General features: G+C 62.4%; 12 protein-coding genes and 1 pseudogene. 5 read left to right on the top strand and 8 right to left on the bottom strand.

Annotated features, from left to right (window positions below; translation table 11 throughout):
• Positions 1-126: 126 nt before the first annotated feature.
• The 3 genes from AC5Y4D_RS06195 to AC5Y4D_RS06185 form a co-directional block, all read right to left on the bottom strand.
• Positions 127-2,175, bottom strand: a complete 2,049-nt coding sequence (locus tag AC5Y4D_RS06195) for a serine/threonine-protein kinase PknD (protein ID WP_500036721.1) — start codon at positions 2,173-2,175, stop codon at positions 127-129.
• A gap of 489 nt (positions 2,176-2,664) precedes the next feature.
• Positions 2,665-3,783, bottom strand: a complete 1,119-nt coding sequence (gene pstS, locus AC5Y4D_RS06190) for a phosphate ABC transporter substrate-binding protein PstS (RefSeq protein ID WP_500036720.1) — start codon at positions 3,781-3,783, stop codon at positions 2,665-2,667.
• A gap of 153 nt (positions 3,784-3,936) precedes the next feature.
• Positions 3,937-5,202 (bottom strand): L,D-transpeptidase, encoded by a 1,266-nt coding sequence (locus tag AC5Y4D_RS06185; RefSeq protein ID WP_500036719.1) that lies wholly within the window; start codon positions 5,200-5,202, stop codon positions 3,937-3,939.
• A gap of 362 nt (positions 5,203-5,564) precedes the next feature.
• Here AC5Y4D_RS06185 and AC5Y4D_RS06180 point away from each other — a divergent pair, with 362 nt between their 5' ends.
• Complete coding sequence (locus tag AC5Y4D_RS06180) at positions 5,565-6,944, top strand: SagB family peptide dehydrogenase (protein ID WP_500036805.1); 1,380 nt, start codon at positions 5,565-5,567, stop codon at positions 6,942-6,944.
• Between the two features lie 108 nt (positions 6,945-7,052).
• On the opposite strand, the gene AC5Y4D_RS06175 is transcribed toward AC5Y4D_RS06180, so the two are convergent.
• A complete protein-coding gene (locus AC5Y4D_RS06175) occupies positions 7,053-7,706 on the bottom strand; it encodes an LOG family protein (protein ID WP_500036718.1) in 654 nt (217 codons plus the stop codon).
• Positions 7,707-8,150: 444 nt separating this feature from the next.
• Here AC5Y4D_RS06175 and AC5Y4D_RS06170 point away from each other — a divergent pair, with 444 nt between their 5' ends.
• Together AC5Y4D_RS06170 and AC5Y4D_RS06165 are read left to right on the top strand one after the other, a co-directional pair.
• Positions 8,151-8,468 (top strand): four-helix bundle copper-binding protein, encoded by a 318-nt coding sequence (locus AC5Y4D_RS06170; protein ID WP_500036717.1) that lies wholly within the window; start codon positions 8,151-8,153, stop codon positions 8,466-8,468.
• Positions 8,469-8,983: 515 nt separating this feature from the next.
• A complete protein-coding gene (locus AC5Y4D_RS06165) occupies positions 8,984-9,391 on the top strand; it encodes a DUF4189 domain-containing protein (protein ID WP_500036716.1) in 408 nt (135 codons plus the stop codon).
• 268 nt (positions 9,392-9,659) lie between these two features.
• On the opposite strand, the gene ricR is transcribed toward AC5Y4D_RS06165, so the two are convergent.
• Positions 9,660-9,950 carry a copper-sensing transcriptional repressor RicR gene (gene ricR / locus AC5Y4D_RS06160; protein ID WP_500036804.1) on the bottom strand — a complete coding sequence of 97 codons (291 nt, stop codon included), beginning with the start codon at positions 9,948-9,950 and terminating at the stop codon, positions 9,660-9,662.
• Between the two features lie 350 nt (positions 9,951-10,300).
• On the opposite strand from ricR, the pseudogene AC5Y4D_RS06155 reads away from it, so the two are divergent.
• Positions 10,301-10,914, top strand: a pseudogene (locus AC5Y4D_RS06155) (transposase); the annotation flags it as partial.
• A 576-nt stretch (positions 10,915-11,490) separates the two neighbouring features.
• On the opposite strand, the gene AC5Y4D_RS06150 reads toward AC5Y4D_RS06155, so the two are convergent.
• Entirely contained in the window at positions 11,491-11,835 is a 345-nt protein-coding gene (locus AC5Y4D_RS06150) for a hypothetical protein (protein WP_500036715.1), read from the bottom strand.
• A gap of 895 nt (positions 11,836-12,730) precedes the next feature.
• On the opposite strand from AC5Y4D_RS06150, the gene AC5Y4D_RS06145 reads away from it, so the two are divergent.
• Positions 12,731-13,561, top strand: coding sequence for a serine/threonine-protein kinase (locus tag AC5Y4D_RS06145; protein ID WP_500036714.1), 831 nt, complete (start codon positions 12,731-12,733; stop codon positions 13,559-13,561).
• Positions 13,562-14,227: 666 nt separating this feature from the next.
• Here AC5Y4D_RS06145 and AC5Y4D_RS06140 read toward each other — a convergent pair.
• A complete protein-coding gene (locus AC5Y4D_RS06140) occupies positions 14,228-14,620 on the bottom strand; it encodes a hypothetical protein (protein ID WP_500036713.1) in 393 nt (130 codons plus the stop codon).
• 448 nt (positions 14,621-15,068) lie between these two features.
• Positions 15,069-16,727: a (2,3-dihydroxybenzoyl)adenylate synthase gene (locus AC5Y4D_RS06135; protein ID WP_500036712.1), complete on the bottom strand. Its 1,659-nt coding sequence runs from the start codon at positions 16,725-16,727 to the stop codon at positions 15,069-15,071.
• Between the last annotated feature and the right edge of the window lie 20 nt (positions 16,728-16,747).

Here is a 16,747-nt window from a genome sequence, read left to right as displayed (position 1 = left end):
TCGGCCGCTCGGCCGCCGAAGTCACCCGAACTTCGCCGATCGCAGGTGAGCGTTGCTCACACATGGCGTGAGAAGCGCTCGTCCGACGTCCGATGCCGTCGGGGCAGCAGGGGCGGGCGCAGCACCTCAGCCCGCTAGCTTCACCACCCTGCCATTGCCGCGGTCGGCGACGTAAATGTTGCCGGCGCGATCTACCGCAACTGCTAGGGGGGTGTTGAGGCCGGTGAACGGTAGCACGGTCTGAGTGTTGGACCCCGCCGCCAGTTTCAGGACCTCGTTGTTCTCTTGGTCGGTGACATAGACGTTGCCACCGGTATCGACCGCAATACCCCACGGCAGGGTGAAACCGGTGAACGGAAGCACGGTCTGAGCGGTGAACCCGGCCGCCAACTTCACCACTCTGTTGTTGTCGGAGTCGGTGACGTACACGTTGCCGACGGTATCCACCGCCACATCATCAGGGTTCTTGAGGCCGTCAAAGGGCAGCACGACCTGGCTGCTTGATCCGGCCGCCAATTTCACCACCCTGCTACTTCCCCGGTCGGCGACATACACGCTGCCCTCGGCGTCAACCTCTACGCCCTCGGGATAATTCAGACCAATGAACGGCAGCTCAGTCTGGGTGTGTGACCCGGCCGTCAACTTCAGCACTCGGTTGTTGAAGTCGGTGACGTATACGGTGCCCGCGGCATCCACCGCTACGCCTTGGGGTTCGTAGAGGCCGTTGAAGGGCAGCAATGTCGGGGTTCCCGTCCCGGCGGCCAACTTCACCACCCGTCCGTACATGCCCTGGTTAGTGACGTACACGTTTCCGGCGCCGTCGACTGCCAACCCTCCTGGGGTGAGGCTGAGGTTGAGGCCGGTGAACGACAAGACGGTCTGCCCAGACGCCGGCTTCGACGGAGCCGCGCGGCGCGTTCCCAGATATCCGGCGACGCCGATAGCGGTGATCAGTGAGAGTAAGAGCGCAGCAGCGCCGATCGCGGCCCAAGGCTGCTTTTTGCGGCGGGGCCGGGGCCCACCGGGCGTGAGGTTGGGCTCGTTGGCGCGGGGATGTGAGCTGAAGGGCGGCGGGCTCGCGGAGCCGGCGGTGTATGGAAGCTGCCGTTGGTTACGCCAGCTGCCAATGGTGGGGTCTGATGGCACGGGACGAGCCATCGTCTCGGCGCCCGGCGTGGGTGCGGGCGGAACCGCTGGCGGTGACGTAATCGGGGGATCGACGCCCGAGGCCGCGTGAGGTGCCCAGACGCCAGCCGGCCCGTGATCGGCGGCGCGGTCCGCGAGCGTCGCGTTATCGCCGTGCTGCAAGATGGTGGCTTCTTGCTGCCGCTCGGGTGCGGTGAGCGCCTCGTGTGCGGCGGCGGCCAGGTCACCTGCCGTGCGGTAGCGGTCCTCGGGGTTTTTTGCCATGCCGCGCGCGATTACCTGGTCGAAGGCCACGGGGACCATCCCGGGTCGCAGCTGGCTGGGCCGCGGTGCCGGTTCGAGTAAATGCGCGGCGACCATCCGTTCGAGGCTGTGAGCCCGATACGGTGGTCCCCCCGTCAAAGACTCACTCAGCACACAGGCCAGCGCGTAGATGTCGGCGCGATAGCTGACCTCATCGGCGGTGAAGCGTTCCGGGGCCATGTAGTTGTAAGTTCCCATCGCGGTCCCGGTCTGCGTGAGCCCGGGATCATTGGCGGCGCGGGCGATGCCGAAATCCACCAGGTAAGCGAAGTCGTCGCCCGTGAGAAGGATGTTTTCCGGTTTGACATCGCGATGAGTTACGCCGATGGCGTGCGCAGCGTCCAGCGCGGCGGCGACTTGACGCACGATGGCCACCGCCCGGGGCGGGCTCAACGCACCGGAGCGCTTCAACATCGTGGACAAGTCGATGCCTTCGATCAAGCGCATCTCAACGTAGAACTGCCCGTTGATCTCGCCGTAGTCATGGATCGGCACCACATGAGGTTCGTTCAGCCGTCCCGCTGCATCGGCCTCACGTTGCATCCGCGCGCGCAACACCGGGTCGCCCGAATAGTGCGTCGAAATCAGCTTGAGTGCCACAACCCGGTGCTTGCGCGTGTCCTCGGCCTGGTAAACCTCGCCCATGCCGCCGCGACCCAGCAGCCGAATCAGCTGGTAGTGACCAAAGCGCGACCCCGCCCGCGACCCCGGCTCGGTGCCGCTCACCGTCGACACTCCCTCCGCCCGATCGCGCTAGCCGTGGCTCCGCAATCCACCGCGGCTCGGCGGCAAATGTGATGCTTGCCAGTATTCACGGTAGTTCCTCGTAAAGTTGGCCACAATGACAGCCGAGGCACTCACAGCCCAATCCACCCGGGGCGGCAAAGTAGAGGCGCCCGGCGAGCGGCCTGGCGGGTTTCACTTCGCTGATTCGGCAGGGTGGTCGGGTGCTGTACCGTTCTGTCGTCACCGATTTGCTCGCCCCAGCTAACTCCCCCGCAGGTTTTATGCAACCTGCCCAACGAGCACGCTTGCCCTCCAACGCGCCGTCGCCCCCACGGAATCGATATGTGTCAGCAAGATCGCAGTCTTGCGACAACGAACTTCCGGTTGCAGGTTCGGCCGCCGTCACGGCCATTTTGGAACGGCCTGCCCGAGGCGCCGCATCAGCGGTGCCGGATCGCCACACTTCGGCGAGCCACTGGTGACCTGTTTTCATGCGATGAGATTCACCACCGTCGCCACCTTTGCTTGCAGGGAGCCCGGTAGCGGGAGGTACCCGTACTGCTCCAAACCCTGTTGTCCGGTACCGATCGTGGACTGCATAAACGCTTTAACGGCTGTGCCGGTCTGGGATTCAAAATATTTCGAACAGACGATCTCGTAGGTCACCAGCACAATCGGGTAGGCCCCGGCGCGCGTCGGCCGATAGAACGAGGACGTGTCCACCACCAAATCGCTGCCCGGTGCCTTGAACGTGGCGCCGGCAAGGGTTTTGCCGACCGAGTCGGTGGTGATCGACACAGGAGCGGGGCCCGCGGAGGTGACGATCTGGGCCACGTTCAACTGACGGGCCATCGCGAAGGACCACTCGGTGTAGGTGATCGATCCCTCGGTTCTCCGCACTGCACCCGAGGTGCCATCGTTTCCGCTGGCGCCGTCACCGACACCGCCGTTGAATGTCTGGCCGGCGCCTTTGCCCCAGGCACCGTTGGATGCGGCGTCGAGGTACCGCTGGAAATTGTCTGTGGTGCCGGACAGGTTGCTGTCGAAGACGACGTGAATGAGCGTGGTGGGCAGGTTCGTATTGGAGTTGAGCGCCTTGATCGCCGGATCGTTCCACCGAGTGATGGCGCCGCTGAAGATCTTCGCGGTCGTGGGCCCGTCCAGAGTCAGCGAACCTACGCCGCCGATGTTGTAGGCCAGCGCGATCGGTCCAAATCCCATTGGCAGGTCCCACGCCGGCGAACCGCAGCGCTTGGCGGCACTATCTGGCTCGCCCTTCGATGGGTCCATCGGGGAGTCGGAGCCTGCAAGATCGGTTTCACCCGCGATGAATTCCTCCATTCCAGCACCGGAGCCGTTTGCGTGATAGTCCAGCGAGTAGCCTGGGCACGCTCGGATGTAGGCGACGACCAACTGTTCCATGGCGTTCTTCTGCGCGGTCGAGCCGCTTGCCTCCAGTTGCTTCTTGCCGCCGCAGTTCACGGGCGCTGACCGACTACTGGATCCAGATGACGACGATGAGGTGTTTGTGCTGCTGCCGCAGCCCGAAGACATCATCGCGCTAATGACCACCAGGCTCAGCGCGGTGGCAATTCGAATGGCCTTCACACAACTCCTCTCAGGGTCGAAGTAGCAAGCACACTGACTTGGCCACTGGTCAAGCCCAGACCCGACTCGTGAACACTCTGTATTGGGCGGACGCGCCGTTACCAGCGAACAGGCCGTCGGTGCGGCCGGTTATGCGAGTGCTGCCAGAGTTGGTCATCGCAGGGCGCTGCCCGCCAGCCACTGGTCCCACGGCACACTCCAGTCGCCGTTTTGCCAGATGGCCAGGGGCGCGCCTCCGGTGTTGCGAACTTCGACGACGTCGCCTGGTTGGGAGAACTGGTAGAACCAGCGGGCGTTGTCGGCGTTAAGGTTCAAACAGCCGTGGGACACGTTGGCGTTACCCTGCGCCCAGACTGTGTCGTCGAGCTCGTGGAGGTAGATGCCGTCGGTACTGATGCGGGTGGCGTTATTGATGGTCTCGCGGTAGCCGAGCCGCGAGTTGATCGGCAGGCCGTACGTTGATGAGTCCATCACGACGGTATTGGCCTTATCCATCACGGTGTAGACACCGGGTTGGGTCCAGAAGCTAAATGTGCGCCCGCCGATCGTTTGGCTGCCGCCCATGCCCATTGAAGTCGGCATGGTGCGCACGAGGTTCCCGTTGTCATAAACAGTCACCTGTTTAGTAACGTCGTCGGCGACCGCGAGGTGGGCGTCGCCGATGCGGAAACTCACCCGGGTGTCTTCTTGGCCGTACAGCCCCTCGCCGAGGGCGGCGCCGTAGAGGTCGGCGGCCACGGTGACGACGGTCCCCGGAGGGTAGTAGCGCTGCGGGCGCCAATGCGCAGTTCGGTTATCAACCCACGTCCAGGCCCCGTCCACGGGCGGGTTGGTGATGACTCGCAGGGACCGCTCGGCGGCGGCGCGGTCGGGAATATGTTCGTCGAAGCGGGCCACGATTACGGCGCCCACACCATAAGTGCCGCCGTCGCGAAACGGGGCGTTGGCGGTGGTGCTCAGGCGCACAGCTGTCTGCTCGCTGGGCACTACCGTGGAAAAGCTAGAGGTCAGGGTCGTGGTGGTGGCATCGCTGCCGCGACTGATGACCCGCAGCGTATAGAGGCGGCCGTAACCCAAGGCCACGGTGGGCTTCCACACTGTGTGGTCAGGTGTGAAAACACCCTCGATCTCTTTGCCGGTCTCGTTAACCATTTGCACCCCTACCAGCGAGCCCGTGGTCGCGGTGACTGCGATTGGGGTCAGCGGGTCGACGTCGCGGGCGCCGGCGCCAGGATTGACAGTTACTGTCGCCGGACCCCGCGGCGGTACGCCCGCGGCCGGTGCCTCATCGTGGGCCGCTGCGCCCACCGGGCACATTCGCGCAGGACACTCAGCGGGCGTCGCGGCCACACCGATCAACGCCGCGACCGCGACCAGTTCTAAAGCGATCCACTGTTTACGTCGACTGCTGGGTGTCATCAGGGATATCTCCGCGGTATCAGGGTGTCACCGGCACACTCCTCGGCGTACCAGCAGCACCTCTATCTACGTACTAGCATAATAGGAGAATGGCCGTGTGCCCTAGGGGGGTAGGGTACAGAACCTGTATGGTGCTCATCGGTGAGGCGTGCCCTACCCATTTGCACCGGTGACGCCTAGCACCTTGCTTCAACCTGTGCGATGGGGCCACCGGACGCATCCGTCGTCGCCGTATGGCGACCGCGCCGGTGGCAGCGTTTCCGAGACAGTTGTTTTGCGACGGGTCACGGTTGTGGCGATGGTTAGCTTTGGCTAACCTAAATTTAGTGGCGTCATTCGATCAGGAGTGGAGGGCCCGTCAATTGTCCAGTACCAGCTACCCCCATCAAACGAGATTCACGTTTCGGTCGGGGGCCACGTGCGCGAGTACACCCCACGGCGCTGTGCTGTTGGATCCTCCCCACCGCGAGAAGCTCGTCGGATTGACTGCCGGACAGCTCCAAGCACTCAACGCACTAAGCGAAGGGCCGGCGACGGTGGCTGAGATCTGCCCGCCAGGACACCGAAGCGACATCAACACACTGATGCGTCGGCTTCACGCCGGTGGCTGGCTCACAATCACCGTTCGCGACGGCGAAAAAGATTGCTACTCCATACTGCCGTTTACGCAACCCTCATCACCGCCTGCGCCGACGCTGACGACACAGCCCGCAGCACTATCGAAATTCGCTGTGCTGCATCGTGACTCGAATGGTTTGGTCCTCGAGCATCCACTGGGTTGGTGCGATGTGCGCATCCACGACGGTGGTTTGCTTGCCCTACTTGACGGGACAACAGAGAACGGCTTGGGACCACGATCCAAGGTCGAGTCCCGATTCTTCATGGATCTGCACCGGTGCGGCTTCCTGGTCCCGGTCGGCGACGAGGACCGCACCTTCGATGCCCTGAGTTGGAGCGCACCAGATCTGTGGTTTCACCGTCGCAGCACCCTCGGCAAGCGCAGCGTCACCTGGGAACATTTCGGGCCGACCAAGTGGGCCAAGGGCCGCTTCCCGCAGCCCTCCGTCCGCCGTACACCTTATCCGGGTGCACCGATTCCGCTACCCATTCCCGATCTAGACGCCAGGCGCCGCCAGGACCCGCCGTTTACGGCCGTGCTTGAAGATCGGGTGTCGACAAGGACATTCGATGAGAGCCACCCGATCAGCGTTGAGCAATTGGCCGAGTTGCTCTACCGCACAGCGCGTACGCGTAGCACACATCGGGTTTCCGATGGCGAGGAACTCGTGTCGCGGCCATACCCGTCGGCGGGCAGCGTCTATGAACTTGAGCTCTACCCGGTGGTCCGAAATGCCACCGGATTAGAGCCAGGTATGTATCACTACGACTCCTTCGATCACGCGCTCCGCCCAGTAGCGAACGCGGATTCGCCGGCGGTGTCGCAGATAATTAAGCTGGCGGCGGCGACGCTGACCGCAGGCGCCGAGCCGCAAGTCCTCGTCGTGATGGCTGCGCGTGGCGGTCGGGTGATGTGGACCTACGAGCAAATCGCCTACTCGGCCATTCTGAAGGATGTCGGAGTCCTGATGCAGACGATCTATTTGGCTGCTACTGCGATGGGTCTCGGTGTTTGTGCGCAAGGCTTCGGCGACACCGCGGCGTTCGTCGCGGCCACCGGAGCTGACGAATTGCAGGAATGCAGTGTGGGAAGCATCGTCCTCGGCTCGACCGCGCCGCATTGAGTGCTCACCTCACCACTGGGCAAAAATCTGTTCATCGGTCAATGGCTGGAATTGTGAAATAGTGGTGGGTGATTACGGCGAAACATTGTGCCGCACTTGCGACTTCGCTCACGGTCTGGTGGGATGATAAGTCTCTTGGTGGCGACGACGCCAACCCTCGACGACCTCGCCGACCTCGTCAGGATCGTCGGAGACCACGAGCAGCTGGAGGTCGTCTGCCGAAATCATCCCCAGCTCAAGCAACTGGGTCCGGATCCAATGCTCCAGGCCGACCCAGTGCTGCGACCCCGCAAGCACGACGGGAAAATTCCGGATCTTCTGGGTCTGTATGAGTGTAAGCGCCTCGAACAGCTCGTCGAGGGTTCCGAAGCCGCCCGGCAACACCACGGACGCCGACGCGTAGCGGACCAACATGAGCTTACGGACGAAGAAATATTTGAATTCAAGCGAGAGATCCACAAAAGGATTCGTGTGCTGCTCGTAGGGCAGCTCGATGGCAAGGCCGATCGAGCGCACCCCCGCGTCGCGGGCGCCCCGGTTGGCGGCTTCCATGAGGCCAGGCCCGCCGCCGGTGATGACGTCGAACCCTAGGGTGCCCAGGCGTGCGGCCAGCGTGCGCGCCAGCCGATAGTACGGATGTTCCGGCGGTGTGCGCGCGGAGCCGAAAAATGACACCGCGCGGGTCACGTCGGCTAGGGCCGCAAACCCGTGGGCCACCTCATCGCGGATCCGGGCCACACGGTCCGGATCGCTGCCGGCCAACGAGTGGGACCCTGGGCCCAGGCAGCAGAGCAACTCCTCATCGCACGTAGCGGGGATGTGCGCGTGGGACTCATGCATTCACCCGATCATGCCATCGCGACACACCGACCTCCGCGTGTTCAACACCATCGGTCAACGCCGGTGTGTTGCAAGAGCCAATGTTTACTCGCCAGGGTTATGGCGGTTGTGGGTATCGCGACGGCGGAGCTGCACCCCGGTGTGTACGTCGCTGGATTCGGCTCGCGGACCGCCGATGCGACCAACTCGAGGCGTCATCACGATCTCCTGACGGGTCGATACCCGAAGCCCCAATTCAGGGACTTTGTACCCTACCCCGGGTGGGTACCGGCATGAGAGACTGGGCCCGCCCAGCAAGCAGCGCTGGGGAAGGGATAAGGAAATGACCACGAGCATTTCGCGGTTGAGGAGTAAGGAGATTTTGTCATGACGGTAGCGGCAAACCAGGCCTGTCTGGAGGCGTGTGCGGAGTGTCAGGCGGCGTGTGAGGCGTGCGCGACCTGTTGCGTCAGCGAGGCGAAGATGGCCGACTGCGTCCGGTTATGCCTGGACTGCGCGGCGATTTGCGCGGCGTGTGTGACGCTGGTCTCGCGCGGGTCGCGTTGGGCGGCTCAGTTGTGCCAGTTGTGCGCAGAGATTTGTGATGCGTGCGCGGCCGAATGCGACAAGCACGACAACGATCACTGCCGCGCCTGCGCAGAGGCTTGTCGCCGTTGCGCTCAGGAGTGCCGGGCGATGGCCTGATTCGATCCAGCGTCGCCACGTCCATGGCCACTGCGCCTACCCTGGTGGAGCGGTCATGGACGCACTCCGGCATTGGTGACGCCTGTCGAACACCGAGATCGCCTCTCGCACACGGGTGGCGCGTCCGACAATGATTGCGTGGCGGGCGCGCTATGAGCAGGCCGGCAGCGGCGGGCTGGTCGACCGGCCCTGCTCCGGTCGTCCGCGTCACGGGGACATCGTGTCGGCGACGTCGAAGCCGCCTACACCGGAACTCGCTGTGGGGGAGTTTGACGCCCACGCTGCTCGAAATCGGCGGTCAGCCAGCCGGATTCAGCGAAGAACCCACCGGGGTGCGGATCCTCAACGCGCGCTGAGAGCCATCCCCTGACCAGAGCGCGTGACATCATCGATCTCCGCTCGGGTCGATACCTGATCTCCCAAAGTAGGGGCTTACGACCCTACCCCCGTTGGGTACCGTCGTAAAAGACTGATTGAACCTGCGCCAGCAAGCACTGAGAAGGATCTAGAGGAAAATGTCAACAAAGGTTATACGTCGAGCCGCGGTTGGAGTCGCCGGACTGGCAGCTATCGCCGCAACGAGCGTCACGTTGGTCGCAACGGCAGGCGCCCATGACGTCTCGATTCCCGAGTTGCCCATCCCTCCACGTATTTTCTATGGAGCGATCGCATATGCACCCACCGGCGAGGTCGGCACCGCACGGCGTCAGTTAAGTACGGCGCTAGCAGAAGCGGCGGCCCTCGGGGAGTGCGGCGTTGACAGCTGTAAAGTGCTCAGCAGTTTCACCCGCTGTGGAGCGATCGCTTACGACGGTGCGAAGTTTCAGGGAGGAACCGGCTACACTCGCGCCGCGGCAGAACAAGACGCCACAAATAGCCTCGGTGGCGGGCGGATCGTGACCTGGGCGTGTAACCATCCGTAGTATCCGCGCGACTGGCCGAACATTTTGGCAGCCGCCCGGCCGCTGCAGACGTCGCTCGAATTGCGGCACTGCGCACATAGTCGCGACATGAAAGGGAACCAGTGTTTATACGGTCCGGAACAGCGTGACGGGCAAAACTTGGTTGCTTTCGCGCTCTGACCGCCTTTTACCATCAATATAGGGTGCAGACGTGTCCGCAGTTGCAAGCCAAAGGCGAGCGACTTGGCGGCAGTAGGGTATCAAATGGTGGTCGCGCTACCGTAAACGGTCAGGAGCGAACAAGTCGTGCGATAGCTGCGGATGCTTCGGCCAGTTTTGCGTCCGCCTCTTTCCCGCCCTCGGCGACCGCTTGGCTTACGCAGATGTCAAGGTGGTCGTCGAGCAGGTTCAGCGCCACGGACCGCAAAGCACTGCTGGCCGCACTGATTTGAGTGAGGATGTCGATGCAGTACTTGTCTTCGTCAATCATCTTCGCGACGCCGCGAACTTGGCCCTCGATTCTACGCAATCGCTTCGCATAGCCATCCTTATTGGCCGCATATCCGTATGCTTTTTTCACCTGAACTCCGGCACTCTGGTCAATGGGTCGCTGCTTGCACTGCCGCATGCCGAGCGAGGTCGACATTTAATGACGTCTTCTGTAGCCACTGTACCTAATGGGGAGTTGTCGAGATTTTCGCCAGTTCGTCCCTGATAGTGGTGTAACGCGGACCGCGTGATCGTTTCGGTGCGTCGTTGGGGACGAGAGCGCGATCACCGCGTGATTTCGAGCGAACCTTCCAGAGCAACTTTCGAGAGGAACTACACGATGACCGCTCCCATGTGCCGCGCCGAGAACGGCCGGCCGGGGCAGCCCGGATCGGAGGAACTCGCGTAACGGCTACTGTTACTAGTGAACTGGATACCGGCCCACTCGGTGAAGCAAACCCGTTCACCTTCGTCGCGTGCTGATGCGTTGACGATGAAAGTCCGCGAAGACTGGCGGGTGCTCAACGCTGTCGTCCTCGGTGGCCACCGGCGTCAACGCCGACGGGACCGCGAGGTGCTCAAGGCCAGAGTCGCACCAGTGAGACGTCGTGGAACATCTTCTTCGCCGATCTGGTCGCCCGCGGCATGCACGGGGTCAGGCTGGTCACCTCCGGCGCCGCAGGCACTACGCCGCCAACTTGATGGATGTGACCCCGAAGAGCTCTTGATGGGGATGGGCCAAAGCGCTGCTGCACTCGCTCTCTATGACCGGCCCGATCCCCAAGCGGAGAACGTCCGACCCGTGTAGTCGATGCGTTGGCCGATAAGCTGCCCACGGTGGCCGAACACCTTCTGGTGCCCGCGCGGAGACACTGGCCTTCACCGCGTGCCCGAACGACCTGTGGCGCCAGATCTGGTCGAATAAAACCCGAATGTTTAGACCGCGAAATCCGCAGGCGCACAGATGTTGTCGGCACCTTTGCCAGCCGAGACGCCGGTCATTCGCCTCGTTGGAGAGTCCTGGCCGAACGGTAGACGAATGGGCTGAAGACCGTTGCTTTTCTTGGACTGGACGGCTCGGTCCGAGCCGCTACCGTCGGCAACACCGACCCCGCATCCACCCCAGCGGGCCGCCGACAGCCCGCCCGAACTAGAGCCCGCATCGAGATAAACCCAGACGCCCCAGACGAATTCGGTCAGGGCTGATCCGCCGAGCCTACCTCGACCGGCTCTCACACCAGCGGCTCTCGTCGAACAATCGCCAGCGTCGGCAGCAAATTGCCAAAAAGGTTGCTCATCCTCGGGATTACCAAGAGCTCTTTTCAAACTTGCAGACAGCGTTGACGATATCGCGGGTCGATGCGCTGAAGGCCGCAGGCACAGAATAGAGGACCTACCAGACCTGGCCGCCACTTGAGTAGTCCGACGTTACGCTGCGATTGTTCGTTGTCGCCGGAGATGGGCCAGGTTGTCGACGCCCATCACGAAGCTGAAGTCCACCCCTCACGCGTTCGTCCCGAACCCCGCCTCTTCATTAGTTCCGCGGCACGCCGGCGTAAACGCGCTGCCAAGTTTATTAGGTCGGGGAGCGATAGGTCGGGCAAGCCTAACCGAGTGGCCGGACTTTAGCGCTAGGGTGACGGGGGAGCAAGTGGCGTCGTCGTGCGCATCTGCGGAGGAACATTTGGACCTTCGGGCCCCACCATTCCGCCCGATCCTTTCATCTGTCCATTCATCGAGCAGCTGTGATCCATGCCAGCGTCGTGGCCGCGGTGCCAGCCGTAATGGCTGCCTGATGACCAGCCCAGAAAGAATCCCGAGAAAAAGATCGCAGCAACCGAAAGAACAACACCAGCAACAATGCCTGTCCATGCCGCGACATGCACTACTCGGCTGGTCTCCTTGGTCCGGTCGTCGTCGCGGGCGCGCTTGGCCTCGGCGGTTGGTTCGACTGAGGAAGAGGGTATTTCTGTCATAGCTGAAAAGGATGCCACAGGTATACCCAACCGGGGTAGGGACTAATGGCCCTATCCGGACCCGCGTGACCTGAGGCGCCGAGGCGGTCTCGCTAGACGTGTTGTTGCGGGCGGGTGGTGTGGAGCATGACCCATTTGTCCGGTCGCAAGCACCTCCGCTTCGTTCGGATTGACTGGCAGATACCACATCATCATCGACATCAATACATGGCGTCTGCTGGGAGGTCAAACGCTGGCGACGGCGGTCCCGGGGTCAATTCAGGCTGCCACGCACAGCAGGCTTGCGGGCGTCGGGGCGTTCGGATGGTCCGACTGGCCCCGCGTGAGCGTGATCAGTGTCCGTGTGGCCCAGATTGCTGGTTACGGAGGTGGGTCGGAGGTAAACCCGACCGGCGCCGCCGACAACGTCTCTATGCAGCGTTCGAGGCTCCTAAGACCGCGACCCCCACCCACGAGTAATGAACCAGAGGCCCGTGCGGATCTCAATTCTTGCGCGCGTGAAACGGGTGGTGTGCTGCGCGTGATCGCACGAGTGCCCGAACGCGCCCGCCACCAATAAACGTCGAATGCCTCGTCGCGGCCCAACACCTGAGAATCTACCAACGTCGTTGCAAACCGACTTCATACTGGCCTACTAAGTAGTACAGTAACTCATGAAAATTTGCCCTCACGAAGGAACCGATGACAGTCGCCGCGTCCCCCCAGCGGTCTCTCAGACCCTCACTGTGGGCGGTATCACATCGGCATCTTCATCGTCGCAGTCGGCGTGTACTTCACCTTCCCCCGTCCTGCTGTGCCGGTATGTGAGCAGCCTGAAATGCCTCTTCCTACGGTCAGTCAGCGTAGGGCAGGTTGGCCGCGACCCTCGTGGCCTGCATCCCGTCGCGGCGCCCGTATGCCGATAGCGAACGGAAAGGTATTCGCTGGCTACAGAATCCTGCGTTTGCTGGGATCCGGTGCGCTGGGGGAGGTATACCTGGCGCAGCACCTGCAGCTCCCGCGTAAAGACGCTCTGAAAATACTAGCCGCGGATGTGACTGCACTTGCCGATGATCACGTCTCCTTGCGTGATGCTGACGTGGCGTCCAGGCTTTGGCACCCCAACATCGTGCGCATCTACCGCCGCGGGGCCTGTCATGGCCACCTGTGGATCTCGATGGCTTACGTCGAAGGTATGGACGCGGCCCGCCTGCTTCACACTCAATTCCCATCGGGCGTAGATCCCCGCCGAGTGACGAAAATTATCGTCGCGGTCGCCGCCGCGTTGGACTATGCCCACAATCGCGGACTGCTGCACCGCAACATCAAGCCATCCAATATTATGCTGGCCACTGACCAACAGCGCATCCTGCTAGCCGATTTCGGGATTCCCCGCAGGTGTGACGACATCAGTAGATGGACTGCCCCCCACCTGACGGTCGACAGTGTTGCCTACTCCGCCCCCGAGCAGCTGATGAGGCAGGAGCTAGACGGCCGCGCTGACCAATATTCCTTGGCGGCAACGACATACCACTTGCTTGCCGGCTCGCAGCTGTTCCCTACCTCTGATGCTGCGGTTGCTTTCAATCGGCACCTCACCGCAGTACCGCCAGCGCTCGCAGATACCCGACCTGAACTGGCGGCCCTTGACCCTGTTCTGGCGATCGCTCTCGCTAAGAGGCCTGGCAACCGTTTTCGGCACTGCCGCGACTTCGCAGCAGCCATCGAATCGGTGAGTCGACAGTAGGCAGGAATATGCCTGCGGCCCACGCGCAGTGAGACCTACCGGGAAGCTATTTGGTGAGTTGAGTTGCCGGGGTGAGCAGTTCGCTCAGAAAGGTCGAGTGTGACGTGGTAGCCTATGGCCTCGAGATGTCGGACAGGACAGGGGAATTGGGTGACGAATGGACAACCCCTCAACGTGGGGGACCAACGCGACCGCTGACGATCGCAACCATTGGGGCATTCTGCCGGAGGGCCGGGTGGTCATCGCCGACTGCAAGCACGAGCACAATCACCGACACCGCTCAGCGCTGGTCCGCCGGGCGCTGGTCGATGTAATGCTGCGGCGCCTAGGCACATCGACACCCCGGTGGCCTGCGCGATCAACTGAAAAGGATCAAGCCAACCCGACTCTAAAACCCGGACTCAGGAACGGAGACTCGCCAGCGGGGCTTGAGCTGCAGCACTTCGAGATTCTTGCGACTATCTGTTCAGGGCGCAAGGCGAGCTGCGAGGCGATTTGCAGATGTAGCTCATTGATGTCGCCTGCTGCGGGACAAGTCCGTTGGTCGGTATTTAGGTCTGGGAACCGTGGGATAGCAGCGGCGATATCAGCCCTGTAAAGAGCTTGGGGGCCGAAAGCGGCTGCTCTGCAATTGCTTAGTCCGCCAGTCGGCCAGTCATATGATGCTCAACGCGCGCCGCTGAGCTCATCGCGAAGTGGTCGTTGACCCATTTGCCATCCGAAAACGAATAAAGCGGCCGCGACGAAACGGGTCACGACGTTAAAGAGCAGAGTGCCGCTGGCGGTAGTGAAACTGATGTACAGGATCTCAAGAGCACCGGTGGCCAAGTGGAACACCACTAACGCGGCGACGATGAGACGCAGGGCTGCTCTGTCGCTCAACCGGGCAGCCCCCAATGACAGCAAGCCTATTGACAATTCGGCGGCGGCGAGAAAATAGGAGAGGAGGAAGCCTTGTTGCTCCAATGTGATGTTCACCGTCGCCGGGATGTTGGCGGGGGCTACGGCCAGCACGACAGCGGCGGCGAGAGTCACCACGCCGTGCATGATCAAGAGCACTCGCAGTAGCCTGGAGCGGCCGTCAAGGATGTCGGGGCGATATGCGGTTTCTGGCATTAGCGGGCCTACTCCTCGAAGCAGTGTTTGATTCCTAGCAAAACCAGGGGCGAACTCATGGCTCCTCCGGTCGCACTGCCTTCGAGTCGCGGCGGCGGTGCGCGGAGTGCGTCGGCGCTTCGTCGGCTCGCGCGGTGCGGGTCGCTGATCCCAGGCATATTCAATTTGTACGCGACAACGCGCCCGCGGCGGCAGCGTGGCGGGCGTCGATTCCGGCCAAACCTGGCATGAGAATGGAACCGAGGCCGCCGGCGCTGTTGACCCGCTCCATCGGCACGATCTGGATGGCACTTCACCCGTCGAGAAGGAAGGTCAAAAGTCCTGCGGTGTCGGTAATTAGCCGGCCAGTCGGCATCCGATGCGACGATGGCAATCGGTTCGATTGCGTCGGTCAGAGTCGCGTCAACTGTGCCACGATCTGCTTCTTGTCCACTTTGCCGACGGTGGTCAGGGGAAGCGAAACCACGGGAACCAGCATGTCCGGGCGCGAGTGCGTGCCCACCCCTCGTTCGTCGAGGTATTGGTTGAGTTCAGGAAGGGTGATCGGCTTTCCGCTGAAAACCACCGCTGCGCAGATCTTCTCGCCGAGGAGTTCGTCGGGTAAGGCGACCGCCGCCACCGAGGAAATCACCGGGTGTGTGAGCAGGTGCTCCTGGATTTCGGTCGCCGACACGGTCTCTCCCCCTCTGTGGATGACATCCTTGATCCGACCGGTCACCTCTAAGTATCCAGCGCGGGGACCGTCGGTAAACATGCGCACCTGGTCTCCGGTGCGGTAAAAGCCGTCCGGGCTAAATGCTGCGGTGTTGGCGTCGCCGGCGCGGTAGTAGCCGTTGAAAGTGTAGGGGCCTCGCACCAACAGTTCACCCTCTTGGCCCGGGGCAACCTCGCTTCCGTCCTCGTCGACGATGCGCAACTCGTCATGCGGCGACATGGGCCGGCCTTGGGTGTTTTCCACGACGTCAATCGGATCTCCAGGACGGGTGTAGCTCAGCATCCCTTCGGCCATCCCGAATATCTGTTGCAGCGCCGGTCCGAACGCTTCGCGCAGGAAGCGAGCCTCTTCGGGGGACATTCGTGAACCACCCACCTGAAGCAGGCGCAGCGATGTCGGCGGCGTGGGTTCCCATTCGCATGCGTGCGCCCACAACTTGGCCAGTGCGTTGACCAGCCCGGTGGCCGTCACTCCGTGCTGGTGGATAAGAGCAAACGCTGCCTCGGGGCTGGGGTCTTGGGTAAACACTGTGGTCGCCCCGACAGACATTGCTCCGAGGAACCCTGGGCAGGCCAGCGGGTAATTGTGTCCGGCGGGTAGCGCCACCAGATACACGTCAGCCGCGGTCAACTTGCACACCTGGGCGCAGGCGGTGGCGTTGTACAGGTAGTCGTCATGGGTGCGGGGGATGAGCTTGGGCATCCCGGTGGTGCCTCCGGACACCAACAGCAGGGCTGGCATCGTGGTGTCGACATGCTGGGAGGGGAGGTCGGGTGAGGCAGCGTCGAAACTTCGCAGGTTAGACAGCGATGCGAACGTTCCGGGATCGCCATCGACGAAGACATGACGCAAACGGGGATGATCCTTGGTCAGTCTGGTAGCCATCTCGCGGTAGTCGAAACTACCCACCCGCTCGGGAATGATGAGTGCTGCGGCCCCGCTCACGTCGGCGAAGTAGCCTAGCTCGGCGGCGCGGTGCCCCGGCAGACACAACACTGGGACGGCGCCCGCTCGTAGTACACCGAACAACGTGACGGCGAACTGACATGTGTTGGGCAGTTGAACCAGCACGCGTTCGCCCGGGTTGATGCCCATGCGCAGCAGCCCTGTCGCGACCCGGTCAGCAACAACGCTCAGTTCGCCGAAAGAGTAGCTGCTGGTCAAATCGATGATGGCGGTCCGTTGCGGCCAGTTCTTCGCTGCGTCGGTCAAGAGCGAATCCATCGGCCGGCCGGTCCAATAGCCGGCCCGCCGGTACTCGGCGGCCCTATCCGCTGGAAAAGGTACGAAACCTGCTGCGAGTTCATTCTGTTCGGGCAGTGATGCCGCGCTCATGCTGTCGAAACCGCCCCTCG

Source organism: Mycobacterium sp. NGS67 (assembly GCF_059812185.1).
The sequence above is the reverse complement of the archived record's forward strand: the minus strand, read 5'-3'. Positions and strand labels throughout refer to the sequence as shown.